The sequence below is a fragment of the Uliginosibacterium silvisoli genome (assembly GCF_036017035.1).
Lineage (GTDB): Bacteria > Pseudomonadota > Gammaproteobacteria > Burkholderiales > Rhodocyclaceae > Viridibacterium > Viridibacterium silvisoli.
In genome coordinates, this window is the sequence record NZ_JAYXHS010000004.1 from 352,118 (window position 1) to 373,436 (window position 21,319).

A 21,319-nucleotide genomic window follows, 5' to 3' on the forward strand; every position below is an offset into this window, starting at 1 on the left:
TTAGCGGTCCTGAAGAGGTTTGAGAATCTGATCCACAAACAAGCGTGTTTTTGTGCTTGCGGCCGATGTAAATTGGTCTCCACAGTTATATGCGGACAACCAAGGTGTAGGATTCAAGGGATTCGGGCTTGCTGGGGTCCACGCATACCGTGTGAATTCCCCCAGCACCTCCTGTGTTTTGAGATCAATCACCTTGACAGTGCTGCTGGCTAGTCCCAGCCCTCTCTCCGCGTAGTCAACGTGGTCTTCGAAGGTCACGCCATAGCGCGGCGATTCAGAAGGCGCTGGCGCTTTGTCCAATACGTAACGCTTGACCATATAAGTCTGGCCGTCTCCTCCCATGGAGATGTGATTAACCGTCGGAGTCATCCGTTCCAAACCCGAATACCGCCACCGCTTGCCTACGTCACGCTCATCCGCCACATCTACGTATCGATAACCAGCGATATTGGACGGATTGCCCGGCTGAAAATCGGTTGTGATGTAACCCCGGTCGTTTGGCGCAACAGGCTTCCTGTCCGGCGAACTCGAATGCTCGTAGGACAAAAACGAAGTGATGTAGCCCTCTCCATCTCGCTCTTTGGCAAACGCAGCCCCCGGCCACATCGGATCAGCAAGATTGCTCTCCGTCGCGCGAGGCCGCAGCTTCAGCAACACAATCCCCTCGACATCCTCGACCGTGCGATAGATCTTCTGCCCCGCCACGGTCCTGCATTTCTCGTCAAACAGCGCCTTGCCCGCCTGTATTCGGTCTTGGGCTGGGTTGGCAATTGCGGCACACGCGCTCAAGGCAACGGATAGCAGGAGCGGCCGCGCCCAGCCCCCCACTGACTTCATCATTACGTTGGTCATTTCTCTCTCAATCAATCAGGCAGCACTCTGGCTACGGTTCGATTCGCTTCTGTGCAAGCGTAATGGCGAGACCTCTTTTTACAAATGGAACTTTCGTACCATGGTCGTCGCCGATGACTGTTGCGATACTTCGCTCGTGGTGACACGCTTCATAGAACCTTCGTGCCATGCGCCGGACGCATCATGTTTTCCACCGTTACGGCGATGCCCGCACGGCTAGCGCAGCCAGCCTTGTCGAGCACCTTGCTGACGTGCTTCTTGACTGTGCTTTCACTGAGATTGAGCAGCTGTGCAATATCGCTATTGGATTTTCCACGCGCCACAAGCCGCGCAATGTCGCTCTCGCGGGCAGTGAGCTGTATGCCATTGAGGATGAGTGGCATGTCGTCTTGGCCGATGTTGTGCTCGTAGTGCGCCATGACACGCAGAAAGACGACGTGCAGGATGGGAACGATCTGCACCAGCAATCGGGACTCATGCTCCCCCGCGGGGCTTGGCAGGCGGTGGAAGCCGAAATAGCTTCCAAGGCATTCAACCTCGTCGACGAGGGCATGGGTGATGGTGTAGCCGAGCTGACTATTTCTGAAGTGTGTGAGCCATTCCGGAGAGACGCCAGGCCACGGATCATCCGGGTTGAATATCTGTGGAGTTCGCAGCTGCAGCCAGCGACGCGCGATGGGTGTATCGATGCCACCAGCACTACTTCAGTCTGGCGAGGACTCTCACGACGCCCCCGCTTGTAGCTCGCTCACTGCGGGGTTCATGGTGACTGCACGAATCAGCAGGAGCCTCGCACCGGCGAATTTTCTGACTCCTTATCCGAACCGCGGGACGCCCTGACAAGGGGCCACGACAAACCCAACAACCATGGCGCCACTTCCTGCCTTAGAACCGGAAAGTTCCGCTCAAGGCAGGTCCACTAAAACGGAAATTCTGCAGGAGCTTGTCTTCGCCCTGATCGTAGGACAGATGTCGATATGTGAGCCCCAACTCACCCCATTTGAAGCCATAGGCCACGCCCAGCATAGCTTGCCAGGTCAGGTTCGACGAACCGGTGCCTGCATCGACGTAGTACGGAATGCTCCAACGCTCGGCGAGCTTCAGGCGACCTTTCACCCCGACGATGGCGTCCCACAGGGTAACGCTTTCGGAAACATTGCCCGATGCGGCAAAGGATTCGCCCGTTCTCGGCCCATTGATGGCAGCTGACAATTGCCAGTCGCTCGATGCCTTGATTCCGCCATAGCGGAAGCCGCCAAAAGCGTCGAGCGTTCCGAGCTCTTTCTTCACTACGGTACGTCCGCCAACCAGAGACCATACAGTCCCGCGCAACTTGGTCTGCGTTTGAACGTTCGAAGACGTGTCGATCGAAATTCGCCGGCCACCGAACTCGGCCGCACTCACGTGACTTTTCTCGGAGGAGAAATCCAGATTCACCAAATCTGAGGCAAGTAGCCAATCTTCATAGCGGATCTCACCAGCGAGCATGACCAGCATGGTGAGGTTTGACAGATAGGAGTTGGGGCCGACGTCCACGTCCGAGGAAGACGAGCCGCCCGGGTTGGATGGCAGGTCGTATTTAAGCTTGCCGTTTACATTCGGCAGCCACAGGTACGGGGTGATGGAATACGTAGGACCGCCGCTTGTGGCAGCTTGCGCTGCGGCGGGCAGCGATGTCATGCATAGCGAACCAGCAAGCGTTGCAGCAAGTACGAACTTCGTCATTAAAAACTCCCTGAGTGAATATGCGCTCGTGCGGGAGCGTTACATTTTTTCTGCTGCTGCGCAATTCGGCAGACCGAAATCCTTACATCATTCCCGATGAGAATTTCAATTTCATTGCGGCAGCAGCAGCGAAGCCCTTCACGACACTCTACTTGAGTGAGTAGCCCCGCCCTTGCATGCATGCTCCATAAGCGCGGTAGTACGTCGTCATTGCTTGCTGTTGTTGCGCTTGTGATTGCTGTGCTTGTGCTGCGCCTGCGCGACGCTCCTGGCGTTTTCTCGCGCCTCCGGCTACTACACCTGCGGCGGCCCCCACCGCGGCACCATGGCCCGCATCATCATTCGCGATTTCACCCACAACTGCTCCTGCAGCAGCCCCACGCACTGCACCGCGTGCACGTTGCCCGCCGTGCTCTGGCGCTGGCTGGGCTGGCGCCGCAGTGGCCACAACGGCAGGATCAATCCCCGTGTCTTTCTTCGCCCATGCGTAGCATTCGCCGTCATCGGTACTTTGTTGGGCTGCGCTCTGCCCCTTGGCAGGATAGATAACCGGTTTTTGCACGGTAGCGGTCTGGGCCTGAGCCGCGCCCAACACACCCATCATCACTACGGCAGCACTTAGTGATACGGCAAAAGAAACTTTGGTCATATTGCATACTCCTTGGTGGACGACAGCGAAGCTTTCGTGGATCGGCAGCTGATCGCAGAATATCGCAAACTTGAACGTACCCATGCCGGTACATATGGGCGTTGGCGGGCTGGCTAGCAAACAGGGTCGTCTATCGTGATAGCACCAGCCCACAGCTTTGGTATAGCTGACTGCCACCTGAACGAGAACAAAAGCAGATCAAACCTGGCTGCAGAATTGGCGCGTGGCTTCCCGTCCAGCGCATCTACGCCGCCCAACAAGGCAGTACATTTGACAATCCCTGCGTGACATCTGATTATCCAGAAGCACCATCCGAAACCAGAATATTCAGGCGCACCCGGGGGATACATGTCGTCGCAGTTTCAGATCGTCTTCAAAGGGCAATTGCTCGAAGGTTTTGAGCTAGCCGCGGTCAAGGCAAGTGCTGCACGTCGTCTCAAGGCAACACCAGAACAAGTTGATCGCCTCTTCTCGGGAAAACGCGCGATCCTGAAGAAAAGTCTGGCTGACGATGCCGCCCAACGCTACGCCGCCGAGCTGCAACGTATCGGCATGCAGGTCGCGATCGAGCCTGAAGTGGCCAAGCCCCCTGCTCCGTCGATTGAACCTGTCGCGCACGACCCGATTGGCGAGATTTCGATCGCCGCCACACCGCCCGTTTCCAGATCGGAGCCTCAACGCGTGACCTCACGTGATGAGCCGGTGTTCGATCCGATGAAAACCCAGATTGCCGATGTGGCAGGAGATCCTCCACCGCCACCTGAAAGGTGGTCGCAGCCGACGATAGCGGTTTCGCAAAAGCACATGAGTTCGATGCAACCGACGATCGCTGCACCTGCTCTCCGGGCGACGAACAGTTCATCAGAACCCACTATCGTTGTCACACGCGGTTCGGCTAGCAGGCAGCCTGTGGCAAGTGATGATGCGTCTGCCCCCACGCTGGTCGTGCCCCCCAGACGTTCGCAACCGGATGACGATTCTTCCGCGCCAACACTGATCGTACCGCCTCGCCGCAGCGCGGCGTCGGAGCCGACGATGATCGTATCGCCGCGGCAGTCAGCAGCCTCGGCGCCAACCATCATCGTGCGCTCGAACGACAGGCCACCACTTGCTGGCAACAAGCAGGATGAGGCGGGTAGTTTTGATGCAGAAAGAACTCTGCTCGCAAACAATGAGATGGTCGAAGAGTACTCGTCGCCCGATACAGGAATCGACTCTCGTGCTCCTCAACCTACTCCGGCTCCGCGCACCCCGATTCCTGCTGCGCCGCCTGCCAGCGAGGAGATGGTGCAGTGCCCGACCTGCGGCGATAACCAGCCCAAGCGCGTCTACTGTCGTCGCTGCGGCCACGCCCTGTCACTGCCGCCCAAACAGCCATCCATGGGCGAATCGACCATCACGAAGAAGACTTTTACCCTGCCCCCAAAGCCGAAGCCCGCTGTAGCACCAAGCGCGAGTGAAGAAACGGTCCTCGTCTCCGAGCATGAAGACCTGCCTGTTGAAACAAAAAGCGCTGCGAGGAAAACTGAATTCCTCGCAGCGCCTACATGGTTCATGATCGGACTGATGTTCGTGCTCTTGCTCGCAGTGGCCGGGTGGCTGCTGTTCAGCTAACCCCCGGCACGTCACATCAGCAAGCCCTCACAACCTCAAGGGCGCGTCTGCGGGTAAATGGCCTTCAGATCGGTGATGTTCTTCTTGCCGATCTCCGGCATCAGCGCGTCGCCATGAATGTAACCACCCTGGCTGCGGAACGCGGGGATCTGGTCCGCCTTTCCGTCAATGGTTGCAATCAATGATGCGAGCGCCAAGGGTTCCGGATCATCGAAACGCGCGTAGATATGCTTTTCGCTCGGCAAGAACAGGCCGCGATGTGCGCGTTGATGGAAGATGCTCTGGCCCATTGCCTTCGCCAAATCAAGGTAGGCTTCCACACCAGTCGCATTTGCGATCTCGAGTACGCCGAACAACAGCTCCGCATCGTTGGCCCGCGTCTCGAGGTTGATCGAAGGCGTCTTCGGATCGTTCGGATTCCAGTTGCCCAGTCCGAAATTGCGTGCCATGGCGGCTACGGTTGGCCACAAGGATTCGCGCTTTGTCGCAGCCCACGCCGTCGCGTAGGACAGGAAGACGATCGGCGAAATTTGCTTACGCGTGAAAACCATGCCTTTCTTGCCGTAGAAGCCGAGGCGCTGGAATGCGTGTCCTGTGAGGTCCTTGCCATCCGCAAACATTGGCTTGATTTCGTTGGTTTCCGGCACGTAGGCATATTTCGCCCATGCCTCCAGCCCTGAGACAGTCCAGTCCAGCATCTTCTTGCCACGCTCACCCAACTGGCGCGCCATGCTGACTTGCGCGAGGGAACTGTCACCGTAGATGCCTTCAGGGCCGTTCAGGGCCTCTTCGTCCATCTTGAACAGCACCCAGGCTTCCATCGCGACGGGGCCGTATTCGGGGCCGAATTGACGCTGGGCGCGATCGCCATAGAACGAGAAAGTGAACTGGGGGTGGTTTTCATCGGTCGGCGCCTCTTCCCGCTTTACCGGTCGATTGAACTGGTAGCAACCGAGGCCTGTGTCCGGGTGGCGAGTGCGTACGTACTGATTGGCAAGGAACTCTGCCCAGTCCAGCGCGCCCTCATCACCCTCTTTCAGATAGGAAATGCTTGCAGCATAGATCAGGTCATTGCCGACATTCACGAAAGATAGTCCCTTTGCTTCACGCAAGATCTCCAGATTTTCATTACGCGGCTTGCTCCAGAAACCATCTTCATTCCATTGCTTGCCGTACTCGCCATGGCGGGACAACTCCAGAGTGTCCCAATCGGCAATGTGGCTGTTCCAGATAGCCTTGATGAGCCGTGACGTGGCTTTTGCGTCCGTCTCGTACATCAGTTCGTAAAACGGATAGTGGTGCTTGAGTTCATGCACCTGGTTCTTGTTCTCCGGCCCGACGGACTTCAGGGTTTTCAAATCGAGGAAGGAGTGACCGCCCCAGCACAGCAATCCGCTGGAATCGGCATGATCGAAATGCCATTTGAACGCATTTTTTGCGGCCTGCTTGTAGTCGGCCTTGCCTGTCAATGCAGTCAGCCCAGCCAAGGTACGAAACAGATTCTGCTGGGAGGCGATGTTTGAAGGCTCCCAGTCGGTACCGTCTACATTGCGCCACGTGACCGGACGACCGGTGAAGCTGTCACAGCCGTCAAAGAACAGGGGAGTGCCATGGTACGGATCACGATATTTGCTCAGTACGGTATCCGCGTAGCCGCAAAGATAGTCGAGTACTTGTCTCATATAAACCCTTGATTTTATGGTGACTAAAATTGTCAGACAAAGTGCGATTCTAACACCGCGGCATGCTTCGTGCTCTGCCCTGCTGCGCTGACTCCACTACGGATTTAACGTCCTGTCCTGCTCTTTCATTAGTGAGCAACGCAATCAGCAGTGATGTCGAAACACTTATTTACAGCGCATGAAGCTTTCGCGCGCCGTTCTGAAAAACGCAACGGTCTCGCGCTCATGCCTGCTCATCATGTAAAATCAACTGACTACAAGTACGAGGTATCAGAACCATGTTTGTGTATAGCGAAGAACGCAAGATTGAAGACTTGGGTGCCGGTGTAAGCCGCAAGATCCTGGCGCACGATGGCAGCCTGATGCAGGTGGAAGTGCATTTCGAAGAAGGTGCTATCGGCCCTCTGCACAATCACCCGCACGAACAACTCACCTACGTCCTGTCCGGTGAGTTCCGCTTCACCATCGGAGATGAAACAAAGATGGTCAAAGCTGGCGACACGCTCTACAAGAAGTCGGGAATCATGCACGGTTGCGTATGCACCAAGAAAGGTGTGTTGCTCGACACCTTCACGCCGCAACGTCAGGATTTCCTGGGGCAGTAAGCGCCCACGGATGGAAAAAAGCCGGTTCTCGCAACCGGCTTTTTTCTTGTCTGTTTTCCGCAGTTACGCTGCATTCCATCGCACGGTGTCGGCTGGCTCTTACTCATGATTACCCGGAAGCACATACATCTCGCACTAGACCTTGGCTGCAATATTGCCCTGCCCTGGCTCGCTTACAAGCTGGCAGAACCGGTCTGGGGGGAGTTCGGTGGGCTACTCGCATCCGCCCTTCCACCGTTGTTGTGGAGCATCGTTGAACTGGTCCGCCACAAACGTCTCGATGCATTGAGCATGATGATTCTCGCTGGCATCGCGCTATCCATTTTTGCCCTGCTGCTTGGCGGTAGCCCCAAGCTCCTTCTGGTACGTGAATCGCTGATTTCGGGCTTGATCGGCATCGCGTTCATCGTCTCAGCCCCTTTCTCCAAACCCCTGGTTTATCACCTTGCGCATGCCATGGCACAGCGGCAGGAAGCGGCCGGAGAAGACTCAGGCAGTGCTGCGTTTGACGAATGGTGGCAAGAGCCAGAATCGCAGCGCATGTTGCGTGGCATTACCTGGGGCTGGGGCCTCGGGCTGACCGCAGAGGCTTTGCTACGGGGTTGGCTCGCCTGGCACTGGACGTCGGAACGCTTCCTCGCGCTTTCGCCCTTTGTCAGTTATGGCCTTATCGGCATGCTGCTGTTGTGGACGCTCTGGTATCGCAAGCGCTTCGAAGAGCCAGAGAACGAATCCGCCCCTGAGGCTTGAAAAAAAGCGCCGTGAGAGGCGCTTTTTTTTGATCGGCTGGTTGTTACTTCATGCTGACAATCTGCAACACGGTATCGAGATCCTTCGGATCCTGCACATAGCGCGAATAGAGCTTGGTTGCAAATGACTCGATGCCGGTCATGGCAAGCTGTGATTTGCCGATCACCGTGACGCCGTTCTTGCGCGCAAAGGCCAGAGCTTCCCGCTCCTTTTCCTGCCACAACTTGGCCATGAACTCCTCGCTTTCGAGGCTGGCCGCCTTGAGCAGATCCTGCTGCTGTGGTTTCAGGCGCGCCCAGGCTTTCTTCGACATGAGCAACACGTCAGGCACCATCGAGTGCTCGTCGAGACTGAGGAACTTGGCGTACTTGTAATGCTCGGCACTGACGAACGAGACGATGTTGTTCTCGGCGCCGTCCACCTCTCCCTTGTTGAGCGCTTCGCCAACTTTGTCGTAGGCCAGCACGACAGGTGTGCCGCCCAGTTCGGAGATCAGGTCTTTATAAACCGCCGAAGGCTGCACGCGGAATTTCAGCCCCTTGAAATCATCGCGGTTACGAATAGCTTTTCTGGCGTAAAAGTTACGTGTGCCACTGTCCAGATACATGATCAGGACAAGCCCGCTCTTTTGCACCTCCGCATCGAGTCGCTCGCCAAAGTCACCGTGCAGCACAGACCACAAATGCTCGCGTGAGCGAAACAGATAAGGCAGGCTCATCAGCTTTGCGGAGGGCACGGAATCGCCCAGCACGCCCAGGCTCACACGCGCCATGTCCAGCGTACCCTTGCGCAACTTGTCGAGCACCTCAGGCTCGGTACCCAGTTCGCCATTTGCTTTCACCTGGACGGAAAGCTCGCCATTCGAGCGACTGGAAAGCAATTGGGACATGTGTTCGACAGCCTTGACCACCGGGTGGTCAGGTTTTTGCACGTCCGCAGAGACAAATGTCGTCGCAGCGAAGGCGCTGCTGTAAAACACGAGCCCCACAGCCATCGCGGCAATGCGTCGCATGCCTTGTGCCACAGACGGAACCATACGAGCCTCAAACCCAGTCCAAGCCATAGTTACTCCCGATTGAACATGCATACGAAGAATGCATCGCGCGCATTTATGACAATGTCCACGACCATAGCACAGACAGAAACGACAGCCGGGACCTGGAGACGGCAGAAGGCGGTCCGGGCAAGCTGCCTCGCGTTGTTGTGACTTTGTTGCAGATACGGCGGCACGGCGTGCAGGTCCTTTGCGCGCTGTTCGACGTCGCGCATTGATTACGCGCTATCCGGGATAAAATCCCGATCCGACGGTGGCCCACACGCAGTTTCGCGGCGTGGCCAATGACTTCCTCCCCGGTTTTCCTCAGTTACCTTGCCAAACGCCTCATCCAATTTGCTGGACAACCTGCGCGACGCTCTTGCTGATGTTGATGCAGGTTCGCTGCGTCGCCGTCGCAAGCTTGCGGAATCGCCTTGCGCACCCGTCGTGAGCCTGAACGGCAGATCCGTGCTGGCCTTCGCGAGCAACGATTACCTCGGTCTCGCCAATCACCCCGGCTTGATTGAAGCTGCAGCGGAAGGCGCACGGCGCTGGGGCGTGGGGGCTGGTGCCTCGCACCTTGTCAGTGGCCACTCCGCAGTGCATGAGGCGCTGGAAACTGAACTGGCGCGTTTTGTTGGCTGCGAGGCATCGCTGGTTTTCTCCACGGGTTACATGGCCAACATCGCGGTCATGCCTGCATTGCTTGGGCGGGGCGACGAGATTTTTGCCGATCGCCTCAATCATGCTTCGCTCGTCGATGGCGCTCTGCTCTCGCGCGCAACAATGCATCGCTATGCGCACTCTGATATGCAGGCACTCGCGAGATTGCTTGCCGCGTCGCAGGCGCGTCGCAAACTCATCGTCAGCGACGCCGTATTCAGCATGGACGGTGATATTGCCCCGCTCGCGGAATTACTCGCACTCGCCGAACACTACGACGCCTGGTTGCTGATCGACGATGCGCATGGTTTCGGCGTATTGGGCCCGCAAGGCCGTGGCAGCCTGGCAGAGGCCAATTTGCGCTCCGAACGCATCATCCTGATGGGCACGCTCGGCAAGGCGGCAGGCGTCTCAGGTGCTTTCGTCGCCGGCAGCCAGGTGCTGATCGACTGGCTGGTGCAGAAATCACGCGCCTACATTTTCACTACCGCCATGTCGCCGATGCTGGCGCATGTGTTGCTCAGCTCGCTGGAGTTGATCGAGAACGCAGATGATCGCAGGCAGCACCTCCGCGGGCTCGTCACACGTTTCCGCGAAGGCATGGCGATGCATGCACAGTGCCTGTTGCCATCGCGAACAGCCATCCAGCCCGTGGTCATTGGCGATAACACCAATACCGTGAACATCGCCGCGGCCTTGCTTGAACGCGATATCTGGGTGCCTGCAATCCGTCCGCCCACCGTGCCCGTTGGCAGCGCGCGCTTGCGGATCTCCCTTTCGGCTGCACACACGCAGGCCCAGGTCGATCAGCTCGTGAGCTCACTTGCCAGCGAACTGGACGCAGCACCTGCGAGGCCTGGCTGATGGCTCCGATTGTCCTGCTACATGGCTGGGGCCTGTCGCCCGCGGTCTGGGCGCCGCTGTTGGCCGAGCTTGGCCCGGATGTGCTGGCCCCTCAGTTGGTCGCCGATGGAGGCTCTGTTGACGATTGGGCTGCACGTCAGCTCGACGAGATTCCTGCCGGCGCAGTCGTGATTGGCTGGTCACTCGGAGCAATGCTGGCCATGGCAATAGCAGCGCGTGCTCCACAACACATTTCGCGCCTGGTCTTGCTTGCTGCGACGCCCAGCTTCGTCAAACGTGCCGATTGGCCACACGCGCTCGATGTCGAAACGACGACTGCATTTCGCAACAACTTTCGCGACAATCCGGCGCGCACGCTTGACCGTTTCATCGCTCTGCAGGCGCTGGGAGACAAGGAGCGCGCCAACGTGGTCGCACAGCTACGGGCCAGCATCGCCGATGTCAGACAGCACAATGGTGCGTTGGCCCATGGCTTGCGTTTGCTCGAGCAAAGCGATTTACGCGGTGCCCTGCCGCCAGCGTCCATGCGATGTCTGTTGATTCATGGCGAGCAGGACGCTTTGATGCCCGTGGCGGCCACACACTGGCTCGCACAGCGCTGGTCCGGTAGCGAGACGATGATCATGCCCGATGTTGGCCATGCCGCTTTCCTTTCGCAGCCCGTCGCGGTAGCTGCACGCATTCGTCAATTCATCCATGCAAGCTGATCTTCACAAGCGCGCCGTACGTACCGCCTTCAGCGACGCGGCGGCACGCTACAACAGCGTCGCACACGTACAGCGCCGCATTGCTGACGACTTGCTGGCACGCTGCGCCAAGACGAGCGGTCTTGCGCTCGATGCAGGCAGCGGTACGGGCTACGCCAAGGATGCACTCAGCGAACTTGGCACATCCTGCCTCGCGCTCGATCACGCTGTGCCTATGCTCTTGCAAAGCTCCGGTGATGGCGTGTGTGGCGACATTGAAGCCCTGCCGCTTCAGCGGGCCAGTGTGGCGCTCTACTTCTCGAGTCTTGCCTGGCAATGGACGGACGCGAGTCAAAGCATCAGTGAAGCGGCTCGCGTGTTGCAGCCGGGCGGCCAGCTGATGGTCGCAACGCTAGGGCCAGGTACTCTGGCGGAACTGCGTGAAGCGTTCGCTCAGGCCGATGATGTCGAACATGTTCGGCGTTTCGCGACGGCGAGCGGGTACGCAGCGCAGCTCCTTGCTGCAGGCTTCGATCATGTCGACGTCAGCACGAAGGCCTTTGTTGCTCATGCCAGGGATTTCCGCGGCATGCTCCACGAGATAAAGACACTTGGCGCGCATGTGGTGGACATCCATCGCCCACGCGGTTTGTTCGGCATCCAGCGCTTTCGTCGTGCCGAAAACCACTACGAGCATCTGAGAAAGGCGGCCGGGCTGCCAATCACTTACGAAGCCGTATTCCTGAGCGCACGCCGGGCTTGATTACGATGACCGAGACCATGGGCCAGCAATCTTTCTTCCTCACCGGTACCGATACCGATGTAGGCAAGACCTTCGTCGCGTGTGCCCTGCTTCACGCCTGGCGAGCGGCCGGACTACGGGCTGTCGGCTACAAGCCGGTAGCCGCTGGTGCAGAGCCAGTCGATGGTCGATTGTGCAATGAAGATGCCTTGCGCCTGCAGGCAGCGAGCACCCCCGGTTTTGCGCTTGAGCGCATCAATCCGGTATGCCTGCCGGAGGCCATTGCGCCCCACCTTGCCGCGGCTCACCTGGGCGTCAGCATCGACGTCGCGCAGATGCGTACTCATTTCGAAAGCCTTCGAGCTGATGCAGACCGCGTGCTTGTCGAAGGCGCTGGCGGCTTTATCGTGCCGCTCGATGATGAGCAAGACATGGCGCAATTCGCGCGAAGTCTTGGGTTACCCGTCCTTCTTGTTGTCGGTCTGCGCCTTGGCTGTCTCAATCACGCGCTCCTGACGGCAGAGGCCATTGCTGCGCGCGGCCTGCACTTTGCGGGCTGGATCGGGAATGTTGTCGACGCAGACATGCCCTTTCTGGACGAAAACGTGGCGACTCTGCGGCAACGGCTCAAGGCCCCTTGCCTGGGCGTCATACCGCGTTTGCCATCCGCGCAAACTGCCTCTGCCTACCTGACACCCCCTGAGCTGAAGCCGCGCTGACCACTTTACGTGTTGATGCCGGATGGGAGGCCCCCGGAGCACGAGGTGTAGAATCCGCCGACCTGAATATGAATGAGCGCCAGATGAAACGATCCCGACTGGGCCGCCGCAGCGGCCTGCCCCGTGAAGCTGAAAACCTGTTGTGGCTGGCCACTGGCCTGGCAGAGTCAGGCAGTCGCGCGGAAGATGCATTCTGGGATGCCAACCTCACCGAGAGCGTTGACGGTATGTTGCAGGCAGGCGATGAAGATGCGCTGACTGCCGCACTGGATCATCTCTACGCCTCGAATCCGGCAGCGCACGATGCTTTGGCGGATGCCGTCGAATCCCGTGCGGAAAGCGGCGGCAAGGAGCATGCGCTGCTGATCACCGCACCTGTTCTGGCGTGGTCCCGCTTCAGCATTCCGGCAAGCATCCTGCCCGCGAGTACGCTCGCCAACCTGCGCGTACATTTGTCTGCCCATGTACTGGCCGGCAAGGCGAAGCTTGCCTTCGCCAACATGTTGTTCAGCCCCGACCAGCTTCCGCAGGGATACTGCGAGACCGCGCGCCTGGCGACGGAGTTGGTGGCACATGCGGAGAAGAATCGGGATCTACTCATCGATGTGGAGTCCTTGCCCGAGACGGCCCGCTTTCTCTCTGATGTGCGCTATGTCGTGGCTGCAGTTGTCGTTGAACCGGGCGCTCCGATTTTCCGATGGCAAGAGCGCGATGCAGCTCGCGACGGCGGGCGTGAACAGGCGGCGCAGCAGTGGCGAACCCAGGGTGGCGCATGCCTGACGCCCTTGCTGCCAGGGTGCGCAACAGAGCCTGTATTGCCAGATGCATATTTCGCAGCCTGCCGTCAGGCCGATCGGCTGTCACGCGGCTATTCGATTCGCGCTTCCGTGGCATTCCTGTCCACGACGCTGGATGTGGCGCCAGACGGGTTGCGCGCTGTGATCGCGCCGTTCTTTGATCGTCAGCTTGAGGAGTACCGGATTGGCTTCACCGTGAAAGACAGCGACACGGTTGTGCATGGCGTGGTCTGGCCGCTGTTAGGCGTTGAAGACGACAATCCCGACGTTCCCCAGCAGATCGAACAGGCGCTGCGCGAATGCGGCGTGACGGCGATCCTGCAACTCGAGCAGCGCTTCCCCATGGAGTACTGCGACGATTGTGGCTCGCCGATGTATCCGGCTCCCGACGGCGAAGCTGTCCATGCGGAGCTGCCGGAAGAGTCGGCCGAGCAAGTACCGAAACACCTGCATTGAGCAGCACGAGTCTGACGCGGCCAATTGCCCGCGTCAGACCACAGACTGATCAACGACTGGCGTTAAGCACGTCAGCCAGGTTCTTGCCGCCGACCCTCACCAGCGCGCGCATTGTTCCGTTCTCATCAACAGTTTCCGGCTCGACATTGATGGTGCCGCTGTCCAGCGCCATCTGCAGACGCTGCTTCGCCAGGTCGCTGCCGGCAGGCACGACGTTTTCGTCAATGCCAAGCACGCGATACTTACGCCCCTGGTGGAAGAAGGTGTAACCATCCACCGCATACGCGCGATCCGGAATCGTGCGTGCCTTGAGCTCTGCTGTTTTGCCCGTGCCTTGCTGGGCATTCAGATCCCCCGCGCCGGCGGGGTTGCGTAGCGCACTTTCACCCGCCACGCATTTGCGCTGAGTGCGGTAGCCCTTCGCAGTTTTGACGCGGACCTCACGACATGACTTGACGATCTCGATGTCGTTGGCCTTCGTCGCCGATTTCTTGCTCTTGCTCGTCGTCGATCTGGCGGGAGCCTTGCTCTTGGACTTGGCGGGGGCCTTGCTGGACTGTGCCGCAGTTGTCTTCTTGGCGGTTTTCTTTTCCACCGCATGTGCGGCCATCGTGGCGCTTGCCAGGCTGGCAGCGCAGACGAAAGACAACAGGCACCTGAGTGCTTTCTTCATCAATCAGGAATCCTTGAATTGAATACGGGTATGAACTTGCGAACTATGCGCAAGCACATGAATCGGGTTCGTTGTCAGGCAATGGCGCAAAGGCCGCTCACCATGACAGGTCAAACAGGCATCACCCTGACGCGCCGGCCTTCCCGGCCAACCACGGCGACGACCTTGACGAGTGTGTCCTGTGGCAATGCAATTTCTGACTCGCACTCCCACACATCGTTCCCGAGGATGGGGCGCGCAAAACGGACGCTGCTATTCTCGTGAGGCCCCACTGCGCGCATCAGATGCCCGGTATAGCCAAGCGTCGCTTCCGCACGGCCCGCACGTGTGCTGTCGTTGTCACGGAAGACCTTGTACCACAGTGCGAGTAGCGTGCCTGAGACACCGGCCCAAATGAACAACTTGGTCAGCAAGGTCAGCTTGAAGAAGGTGGAAATAATCGCGACCACGCAGGCGCCGATACCCAGCCATACCATCAACATACCGGGTAGAAAAACCTCGGCAAGGATCAGCACCACGCCCAGCGAGAGCCAATACCATGTAGATATCTGGATTGCATTCATGGGGTGGCGTTGCAGTCCGCGATCAGGCGCTGGCTACGTTGCTGTTGCCCGGAAGCTCGACGACGTTCGACACTTCGCCCCCCTCCACGATCTTGTTGAGTTTGCCGTCCACTGATGCGCCACAGTCCATGCGCAACTGACGGTAGGTGATGTTGCCCGTAATGCGGGCATTGGCTTGCAGCTCGAGGAAATGCTCGACCTCCAGGTCACCGGTGATCACACCATTGATGATCGCATCGTGGCTACGCACGTTTCCGGTAATGCAGCCCTGGTCGCTCAGCACCAGCAAGCTCTTCGCACCGAGCCGACTTTGCACGTTGCCGCGCACATGCCCGTCGATGCGTAGTCCATCAACAAAACCCAGATCACCACTTACCTCGACGTTGCTGGCAACCAGGCTGGAAAGCTTTGTCAGCTCGATGAATGAGTCTTTCTTTTTGCCGAACATGGGCAGGTCCTCAATAGTTCGAAACAAGAAAACGCCGGCCGCCGCATGCAACGACCGAAAGGCCGAAGTTACTGCGTCTGTGCCGCCTTGTCGCGTGCCGGTTTGTCCTTCTGGCCGCGGAAAAACTGAAGATCCTGCTCGGCCTGACGCAGCTTCTGCGATTGCGCATCCATCTGACGTGCCATTTCTTCGCGCGTCACGATCTCCTGCTGCAAGCGTAGTTCACCGAGTTTGATTTGTTGGTGCAGACGCTCGACTTCCTGCTGCAGACGCTCAAGCTCTGCATGTGCCTGCAACGCCACCGGAGGAGCTTGACGCAACACGAACGCAGCGAGACCCGCTATGAGAAGCAAGGCAAGTCCGCCCACAATCCACGGCAGCTTCTGCGCCCTTCGCGGAATGGTGAGGGAATAAGTCGAGCCACTCAGGCGTTGCGTGACACGCTCACGACTTAGGCGAAGCATTGCCGTCACGCGAGAGTCCTGTCAGATATTGCATCGGATCGACGTAACGACCTTCATGCAGGATTTCGAAATGCAGATGTGGCCCGGTGGAGCGCCCGGTAGAGCCCACGGCGGAAATGCGCTGGCCTGGAGCAACGATATCGCCTTCCTTCACGTACAGGCGTGAGGCATGGGCATAGCGGCTGACCAGACCGTTTCCGTGATCAATTTCGACGAGATTACCCAGCTCGCTCTGGAAACCAGCAAAGCGAACCTTGCCGCCACCTGCCGCGAGGATCTCGGTGCCCATGGGTGCTGCAAAATCGAGACCGGGATGAAAAGCGATATGGCCCGTAATCGGATCCACGCGGTTGCCGAACGGCGAGCCCAGCTCGACGCTGCCGACCGGCTTGTGCGCTGGCAAGGCCATCAGCGCAACGCTGCGTGAAGCGGTCGACTGCTCGATACGATCGATGAGCGATTGCAGGCAGCTCAGCGCGCCTTCGGCTTGCTTCACGTTCTCCAGGGTGGGGGCGGGGCTGACTGTATGAGCGGCACGCACGTCGCAGACGGGGGCCAGCTCGGGACCGCCCGCGGCATCCTTGGGGGCCTCATTGATTTTGGGCAGTGACTCCAGGCGTGGTGCGATGCCTGCCTTGTTGAGCTTGTTGAGTCCGGTCTGAATCTGTTCGATACCGGTGAGCTTCTTGAGCAGGCTGGTGGCATTGCCTTCCAGAGTCACCATACGCGCCGAGATTTCCCCCAGGCGCTGCATGGCGAATCCATCACGCACCGGGTCACTTGCCATATCGGCAGCCAGGCGCGGCTCGTTATCAGCAGAGAGTTTGCCGATTGCCAATCCGGCAGCGAAGGCCAGGCACCCCACTACGGCACAGGCGATGACGGACACGGACACTACGTCGCGCATCGATACGGCGCGCACGCCGGCACGCGATATGGATCGGTTTGATAGCAGAAGCAGTGCCACTAAGCTTCCCTCCTCAAGCCGACATGCAATGCCAGCGAACCTTTCAAGGTTTTCGCCTGCCCTGCAATGCCGAACGATATTTCGGGGCGCCGTCCAGCTTGAAGGCTTGTCGACGCTCGTTGAGTACTAATTCCGTCATGGCGCCAAGGGGTTAGGAAACGACGCGGGCACAACGGAGCGAAGGCGGATGTTACCACGACTGCCCGAAGGGGCATCGGCGCGGGCAGCCACTTGGCGCCTGTCTATGTAACCGAATGTGACAGCCCGCCGAACGACGGATTGACGTGCGTAAGCTGACCGCGCCCGTGCGGCCGGTCTGTAGGGAGAAACGCCGTTTATCCCCGCCGGGCGTGATCGGCGAGCTTGACCCAGGTATTGACTACCGTGTCCGGGTTCAGGGAGATGGTCTGGATGCCTTCATCCATGAGCCATTCCGCAAAATCCAGATGGTCGGACGGACCTTGCCCGCAAATACCGACGTACTTGCCCAGCTTGTTGGCGGCCTTGATGGCCAGTGACAACAGCTGCTTCACGGCGGGATCGCGTTCGTCGAAGGCATGTGCAACCAAGCCGGAATCCCGGTCCAGGCCCAGCGTGAGCTGGGTCAGGTCGTTGGAGCCGATCGAGAAGCCGTCGAAGTATTCAAGGAACTGTTCGGCCAGCAGTGCGTTGGATGGAATCTCGCACATCATGATGAGCTTGAGTTCGTTCTCGCCGCGGCGGAGACCATGGTCTTCGAGCAGTTCGACGACACCCTTCGCCTCCTCCAGATTGCGTACGAACGGCACCATGATCTGCACATTGGTCAGGCCCATCTCGTTACGCACCTGCTTCATCGCCAGGCATTCGAGCTCGAAACAGTCGCGGAAGCTGTGCGCGATGTAGCGCGACGCCCCACGGAAACCGAGCATCGGATTCTCTTCTTCCGGCTCATAGATTTCGCCACCCAGCAATTTGCGGTATTCGTTCGACTTGAAGTCCGACATGCGCACGATCACCGGCTTCGGCCAGAACGCCGCGGCGATCGTCGCCACGCCTTCGGCCAGACGCTCGATGAAGAACTGACGTGGTGTCGCGTAGCCGCGTGAGCGGCGCAGGATTTCCTCATGCAGGCTGGCCGTCTGCTGGTTGACCTCGAGAATCGCCTTGGGGTGGATGCCGATCATGTTGTTGATGACGAACTCCAGCCGCGCCAGACCGACACCACCATTCGGCGTCTGCGAAAACTCGAAGGCCAGCTCCGGGTTGCCGACGTTCATCATGATCTTGAGCGGAATCTCGGGCATCGCGCCCATGTCTGTCGTCACGATCTCGTACTCGAGGCGGCCGCGATAAACGTAACCCGTGTCGCCTTCAGCGCAGGACACGGTCACGCTTTCGCCCTCTTCCAGCACCTCGGTCGCATCCCCGCAGCCAACGATGGCCGGAATGCCCAGTTCGCGCGCAATGATGGCTGCGTGACAGGTGCGCCCGCCGCGATTGGTGACGATGGCCGAAGCTCGCTTCATCACCGGTTCCCAGTTCGGATCGGTCATGTCAGTGACGAGCACGTCGCCTTCCTGCACGCGGCTCATCTCGGACGCATCGTTGACCAGGCGAACCGGGCCAGCGCCGATCTTCTGACCGATCGCCCGACCCGACACCATTACGCGACTGTGGTGCTTGAGGCGGTACTTCTCCATGACCGTCGAAGAGGTCTGCGACTGAACCGTCTCAGGCCGGGCCTGGAGGATGTAGAGCTTGCCATCGAGGCCGTCCTTGCCCCATTCGATGTCCATCGGCCGCTCATAGTGCTTCTCGATGATCTGCGCGTAACGCGCCAGCTCCAGCACTTCCTTGTCGTTGAGCGAGAAACGATGACGATCAACTTCAGGGACATCTTCGATCAGCGTAGATTTGCCCGCCGCGCGCTTGTCCGTGAACACCATCTTGATCATCTTCGAGCCGAGGCTGCGACGGATCACCGCTGGATTGCCCTTCTCCAGCATCGGCTTGTGTACGTAGAACTCGTCCGGATTCACAGCACCCTGCACGACGGTCTCACCCAGACCGAACGACGAGGTGATGAACACCACGTCCTTGAAGCCCGATTCCGTATCCAGCGTGAACATCACCCCGGAAGAGCCCTTGTCCGAGCGAACCATGCGTTGCACGCCAGCAGACAGGGCGACATCTGCATGGCGAAAGCCCTTGTGTTCGCGATAAGAGATGGCGCGATCGTTGTAGAGCGACGCGAACACCTCGCGCATCGCATGAAGGACGTTCTCGAAACCGGAGATATTCAGGAAAGTCTCCTGCTGCCCGGCGAAGGAAGCATCGGGCAGATCCTCTGCCGTGGCCGAAGAGCGCACCGCAAAGGTGCCCTCCCCCTCCGCTACGAGTCGCTCGTAGTGCGTACGCAGGTCGGCTTCGAGCTGGGCGGGCAACGAGGTTTCCATGATCCATTGACGGATCTGCGCCCCGGTTCTGGCGAGGGCTTCGACATCGTCGATGTTGAGCACCTCCAGCGCCTCGCGAATACGCCCGGCAAGGTTGTCCTTGGCCAGAAACTCCCGGTAGGCAAAGGCTGTTGTGGCAAAGCCGCCCGGCACGCGCACGCCTGCCGCGGCCAATTGACTGATCATTTCACCCAGGGAAGCGTTCTTGCCACCGACTTGCTCCACGTCGGTCATGCGCAACTCTTCGAAAGGCAGAACGTAGGAATTTGCGTTTGACGTCATGAACCACCCCGTTTGATTGGTCAGCATTGCAATGCGCAGGATTCAGCCGCATTCTATCTAGCAATTTTTGTGCACTGCATAAGAGCTTACCCAGATGTGGAAGCCCGATATTGCAGACAGCTGATCACGGGGCAGCCATCAGTCAGAAAGGTAGGGGCGCGACATGGAGAGCAAGTCGAGGAGAACTGTTTTTTTCGTGTCGGATGGTACCGGCATCACCGCCGAAACCTTGGGACACAGCCTCCTGGCGCAATTTCCTGACTGTGAGTTCCGGCAGGTACGCGCGCCTTTCGTGGATTCTCTGGACAAAGCCCTGGATTGCGCCCGGAATATCCGCGAGGCATCCCGACGTGACGGCCAGCGCCCGTTGGTGTTCAGCACACTGGTTCAGGCGGACACAATTGCTGCGCTGCATGAGACCGAAGCGCACTTCGTCGACCTGTTCGGTACCTTCATCGGTCCGCTCGAGCTCGAGCTTGGCGTGAAGTCCACGCACACCGTTGGCCGCTTTCACGGCATCGCAGAAAGCGAGGACTACAAGCAGCGCATCGAGGCCATCAACTTCACGCTCGCGCATGATGACGGCATCAGCGATAAAAACCTGGAGGACTCCAATGTCATCCTTGTTGGCGTATCGCGTTCGGGCAAGACGCCGACCAGCCTCTACCTCGCCATGCAGTACGGCGTGAAGGCGGCCAACTACCCGCTGATCCCCGAAGACTTCGAGCGCAACAAGCTGCCCGGCGAATTGCAGCGCTATCGCAGCAAGCTCTTTGGCCTGACGATTACGCCGGACCGGCTATCACAGATCCGCCAGGAGCGCCGCCCCAACAGCAAGTACGCTTCGCTCGAAAACTGCGCGGCCGAACTCGAAGCGGCAAAGAAGATGATGCAACGCGAAGGCATCCCCTTCCTCGATTCGACGGCACGCTCCATCGAAGAAATTTCGGCCAAAATCCTGCAGGAAATCCGCTTCGGAAAGCCCGTGTATTGAAGTACCGAGACAGGCGATGACGTAATCAATCCTTCACGGAACATGTTCTGCGCTACATCGCCTCTGAGCGGCGTGTTGGCTGTCGACTGAAGCAAGACGCGCTCTGTCGTACAGAGACAGGTCACGCTGGGCGCCGCCCCCGGTTGAATCAGAGTCCGGTGGCTATCTGCTCGCACTACCGCCTATGGGCAAGATCGCGCACAATGCCAACCCGATAATCCGTCATATCAAAAAGAGGTTAAAAATGACTGAAAAACACTCCGGGTGGGCGTGTCTTCTTGTACTTGCAATCACGGCGAGCCTATCGGCTTGCTCCTCGACAGAGCGCACTTCCGATCTGGAAAATCATCGCTTGGTCGTAGGCTCCAGCACCAAGAGCGACGTGGTCAATGCAATTGGACTACCGCGAAAAATAGACAGGGATGATGCTCAGGGCGGCGAGGCTTGGCTTTACACCGGCAAGCCCATCAATACCAGTTTTCTGTTTCCTGTTGCTGCTGTAATGACAGCGCCAAGCACCATGTCGGTTTATCTCGCTAACGTCGGCACACAAAGTACGATCGATAATGAGCCCGTAACGCTCATCTGTTTCTTCGACAAGACGGGCAGAGTGATCGATATCAGAAGACCAAACCAGGGAGCCCGATAAA

The 21,319-nt window shown here is 58.6% G+C and carries 22 protein-coding genes; 10 read left to right on the forward strand and 12 right to left on the reverse strand.

Annotated elements, in window-relative coordinates; genetic code table 11:
• The 4 genes from VVD49_RS19435 to VVD49_RS19450 form a co-directional block, all read right to left on the reverse strand.
• Complete coding sequence (locus VVD49_RS19435) at positions 1 to 852, reverse strand: hypothetical protein (RefSeq protein WP_327600889.1); 852 nt, start codon at positions 850 to 852, stop codon at positions 1 to 3.
• 149 nt (positions 853 to 1,001) lie between these two features.
• Positions 1,002 to 1,313, reverse strand: coding sequence for a response regulator transcription factor (locus tag VVD49_RS19440; protein ID WP_327601100.1), 312 nt, complete (start codon positions 1,311 to 1,313; stop codon positions 1,002 to 1,004).
• Positions 1,314 to 1,737: 424 nt separating this feature from the next.
• Positions 1,738 to 2,577 carry a hypothetical protein gene (locus VVD49_RS19445; RefSeq protein WP_327600890.1) on the reverse strand — a complete coding sequence of 280 codons (840 nt, stop codon included), beginning with the start codon at positions 2,575 to 2,577 and terminating at the stop codon, positions 1,738 to 1,740.
• Positions 2,578 to 2,725: 148 nt separating this feature from the next.
• A complete protein-coding gene (locus VVD49_RS19450; RefSeq protein ID WP_327600891.1) occupies positions 2,726 to 3,226 on the reverse strand; it encodes a YMGG-like glycine zipper-containing protein in 501 nt (166 codons plus the stop codon).
• Positions 3,227 to 3,574: 348 nt separating this feature from the next.
• On the opposite strand from VVD49_RS19450, the gene VVD49_RS19455 reads away from it, so the two are divergent.
• The gene (locus VVD49_RS19455; RefSeq protein ID WP_327600892.1) at positions 3,575 to 4,840 is read left to right on the forward strand and encodes a hypothetical protein; all 1,266 of its coding nucleotides are present in this window, start codon (positions 3,575 to 3,577) and stop codon (positions 4,838 to 4,840) included.
• Between the two features lie 35 nt (positions 4,841 to 4,875).
• On the opposite strand, the gene VVD49_RS19460 is transcribed toward VVD49_RS19455, so the two are convergent.
• A complete protein-coding gene (locus VVD49_RS19460) occupies positions 4,876 to 6,522 on the reverse strand; it encodes a hypothetical protein (protein WP_327600893.1) in 1,647 nt (548 codons plus the stop codon).
• 278 nt (positions 6,523 to 6,800) lie between these two features.
• Here VVD49_RS19460 and VVD49_RS19465 point away from each other — a divergent pair, with 278 nt between their 5' ends.
• A complete protein-coding gene (locus VVD49_RS19465; protein ID WP_327600894.1) occupies positions 6,801 to 7,127 on the forward strand; it encodes a cupin domain-containing protein in 327 nt (108 codons plus the stop codon).
• A 105-nt stretch (positions 7,128 to 7,232) separates the two neighbouring features.
• The gene (locus VVD49_RS19470) at positions 7,233 to 7,877 is read left to right on the forward strand and encodes a VC0807 family protein (RefSeq protein ID WP_327600895.1); all 645 of its coding nucleotides are present in this window, start codon (positions 7,233 to 7,235) and stop codon (positions 7,875 to 7,877) included.
• A gap of 43 nt (positions 7,878 to 7,920) precedes the next feature.
• Here VVD49_RS19470 and dctP read toward each other — a convergent pair whose 3' ends face one another.
• Positions 7,921 to 8,940, reverse strand: coding sequence for a TRAP transporter substrate-binding protein DctP (gene dctP / locus VVD49_RS19475; RefSeq protein WP_416384915.1), 1,020 nt, complete (start codon positions 8,938 to 8,940; stop codon positions 7,921 to 7,923).
• Between the two features lie 306 nt (positions 8,941 to 9,246).
• Here dctP and bioF point away from each other — a divergent pair, with 306 nt between their 5' ends.
• The 5 genes from bioF to VVD49_RS19500 all read left to right on the forward strand — a co-directional run bounded on the left by bioF (position 9,247) and on the right by VVD49_RS19500 (position 13,840).
• Positions 9,247 to 10,440, forward strand: coding sequence for an 8-amino-7-oxononanoate synthase (gene bioF, locus VVD49_RS19480; RefSeq protein WP_327600897.1), 1,194 nt, complete (start codon positions 9,247 to 9,249; stop codon positions 10,438 to 10,440).
• The gene (locus VVD49_RS19485) at positions 10,440 to 11,147 is read left to right on the forward strand and encodes an alpha/beta fold hydrolase (protein ID WP_327600898.1); all 708 of its coding nucleotides are present in this window, start codon (positions 10,440 to 10,442) and stop codon (positions 11,145 to 11,147) included. The genes bioF and VVD49_RS19485 overlap by 1 nt, the downstream gene beginning before the upstream one ends.
• The gene (locus VVD49_RS19490) at positions 11,137 to 11,889 is read left to right on the forward strand and encodes a methyltransferase domain-containing protein (RefSeq protein ID WP_327600899.1); all 753 of its coding nucleotides are present in this window, start codon (positions 11,137 to 11,139) and stop codon (positions 11,887 to 11,889) included. The genes VVD49_RS19485 and VVD49_RS19490 overlap by 11 nt, the downstream gene beginning before the upstream one ends.
• 17 nt (positions 11,890 to 11,906) lie before the next feature.
• On the forward strand, positions 11,907 to 12,587 hold the full coding sequence (gene bioD, locus VVD49_RS19495; RefSeq protein WP_327600900.1) for a dethiobiotin synthase: 681 nt from the start codon (positions 11,907 to 11,909) through the stop codon (positions 12,585 to 12,587).
• A gap of 83 nt (positions 12,588 to 12,670) precedes the next feature.
• Positions 12,671 to 13,840: a DUF2863 family protein gene (locus VVD49_RS19500; protein ID WP_327600901.1), complete on the forward strand. Its 1,170-nt coding sequence runs from the start codon at positions 12,671 to 12,673 to the stop codon at positions 13,838 to 13,840.
• Positions 13,841 to 13,889: 49 nt separating this feature from the next.
• Here VVD49_RS19500 and VVD49_RS19505 read toward each other — a convergent pair whose 3' ends face one another.
• The 6 genes from VVD49_RS19505 to ppsA form a co-directional block, all read right to left on the reverse strand.
• Positions 13,890 to 14,513 (reverse strand): hypothetical protein, encoded by a 624-nt coding sequence (locus VVD49_RS19505; protein ID WP_327600902.1) that lies wholly within the window; start codon positions 14,511 to 14,513, stop codon positions 13,890 to 13,892.
• Positions 14,514 to 14,623: 110 nt separating this feature from the next.
• Positions 14,624 to 15,076 (reverse strand): NfeD family protein, encoded by a 453-nt coding sequence (locus tag VVD49_RS19510; protein WP_327600903.1) that lies wholly within the window; start codon positions 15,074 to 15,076, stop codon positions 14,624 to 14,626.
• A 22-nt stretch (positions 15,077 to 15,098) separates the two neighbouring features.
• Positions 15,099 to 15,524, reverse strand: coding sequence for a bactofilin family protein (locus VVD49_RS19515; protein WP_327600904.1), 426 nt, complete (start codon positions 15,522 to 15,524; stop codon positions 15,099 to 15,101).
• 68 nt (positions 15,525 to 15,592) lie between these two features.
• Positions 15,593 to 15,997: a hypothetical protein gene (locus tag VVD49_RS19520; RefSeq protein WP_327600905.1), complete on the reverse strand. Its 405-nt coding sequence runs from the start codon at positions 15,995 to 15,997 to the stop codon at positions 15,593 to 15,595.
• Positions 15,969 to 16,955, reverse strand: a complete 987-nt coding sequence (locus tag VVD49_RS19525; RefSeq protein ID WP_327600906.1) for a M23 family metallopeptidase — start codon at positions 16,953 to 16,955, stop codon at positions 15,969 to 15,971. Before VVD49_RS19525 ends, VVD49_RS19520 begins: the two co-directional genes overlap by 29 nt.
• 335 nt (positions 16,956 to 17,290) lie before the next feature.
• Positions 17,291 to 19,675, reverse strand: a complete 2,385-nt coding sequence (gene ppsA, locus VVD49_RS19530) for a phosphoenolpyruvate synthase (protein ID WP_327600907.1) — start codon at positions 19,673 to 19,675, stop codon at positions 17,291 to 17,293.
• Between the two features lie 163 nt (positions 19,676 to 19,838).
• Between ppsA and ppsR the strand changes: the two genes are divergently transcribed.
• Both ppsR and VVD49_RS19540 read left to right on the forward strand, forming a co-directional pair.
• The gene (gene ppsR / locus VVD49_RS19535) at positions 19,839 to 20,669 is read left to right on the forward strand and encodes a posphoenolpyruvate synthetase regulatory kinase/phosphorylase PpsR (RefSeq protein WP_327600908.1); all 831 of its coding nucleotides are present in this window, start codon (positions 19,839 to 19,841) and stop codon (positions 20,667 to 20,669) included.
• A gap of 244 nt (positions 20,670 to 20,913) precedes the next feature.
• Complete coding sequence (locus VVD49_RS19540) at positions 20,914 to 21,318, forward strand: hypothetical protein (protein WP_327600909.1); 405 nt, start codon at positions 20,914 to 20,916, stop codon at positions 21,316 to 21,318.
• Position 21,319 lies beyond the last annotated feature (1 nt).

Bases quoted from the DNA above. Each gene is read 5' to 3' on its own strand.
- ppsR (WP_327600908.1), top strand. From the start codon at position 19,839: ATGGAGAGCAAGTCGAGGAGAACTGTTTTTTTCGTGTCGGATGGTACC.
- VVD49_RS19500 (WP_327600901.1), top strand. From the start codon at position 12,671: ATGAAACGATCCCGACTGGGCCGCCGCAGCGGCCTGCCCCGTGAAGCT.
- VVD49_RS19540 (WP_327600909.1), top strand. From the start codon at position 20,914: ATGACTGAAAAACACTCCGGGTGGGCGTGTCTTCTTGTACTTGCAATC.
- VVD49_RS19485 (WP_327600898.1), top strand. From the start codon at position 10,440: ATGGCTCCGATTGTCCTGCTACATGGCTGGGGCCTGTCGCCCGCGGTC.
- VVD49_RS19505 (WP_327600902.1), bottom strand. From the start codon at position 14,513: ATGAAGAAAGCACTCAGGTGCCTGTTGTCTTTCGTCTGCGCTGCCAGC.
- VVD49_RS19515 (WP_327600904.1), bottom strand. From the start codon at position 15,524: ATGTTCGGCAAAAAGAAAGACTCATTCATCGAGCTGACAAAGCTTTCC.
- VVD49_RS19435 (WP_327600889.1), bottom strand. From the start codon at position 852: ATGACCAACGTAATGATGAAGTCAGTGGGGGGCTGGGCGCGGCCGCTC.
- VVD49_RS19450 (WP_327600891.1), bottom strand. From the start codon at position 3,226: ATGACCAAAGTTTCTTTTGCCGTATCACTAAGTGCTGCCGTAGTGATG.
- bioD (WP_327600900.1), top strand. From the start codon at position 11,907: ATGGGCCAGCAATCTTTCTTCCTCACCGGTACCGATACCGATGTAGGC.
- VVD49_RS19445 (WP_327600890.1), bottom strand. From the start codon at position 2,577: ATGACGAAGTTCGTACTTGCTGCAACGCTTGCTGGTTCGCTATGCATG.
- VVD49_RS19470 (WP_327600895.1), top strand. From the start codon at position 7,233: ATGATTACCCGGAAGCACATACATCTCGCACTAGACCTTGGCTGCAAT.
- VVD49_RS19510 (WP_327600903.1), bottom strand. From the start codon at position 15,076: ATGAATGCAATCCAGATATCTACATGGTATTGGCTCTCGCTGGGCGTG.
- VVD49_RS19460 (WP_327600893.1), bottom strand. From the start codon at position 6,522: ATGAGACAAGTACTCGACTATCTTTGCGGCTACGCGGATACCGTACTG.
- ppsA (WP_327600907.1), bottom strand. From the start codon at position 19,675: ATGACGTCAAACGCAAATTCCTACGTTCTGCCTTTCGAAGAGTTGCGC.
- VVD49_RS19455 (WP_327600892.1), top strand. From the start codon at position 3,575: ATGTCGTCGCAGTTTCAGATCGTCTTCAAAGGGCAATTGCTCGAAGGT.
- VVD49_RS19490 (WP_327600899.1), top strand. From the start codon at position 11,137: ATGCAAGCTGATCTTCACAAGCGCGCCGTACGTACCGCCTTCAGCGAC.
- dctP (WP_416384915.1), bottom strand. From the start codon at position 8,940: ATGGCTTGGACTGGGTTTGAGGCTCGTATGGTTCCGTCTGTGGCACAA.
- VVD49_RS19465 (WP_327600894.1), top strand. From the start codon at position 6,801: ATGTTTGTGTATAGCGAAGAACGCAAGATTGAAGACTTGGGTGCCGGT.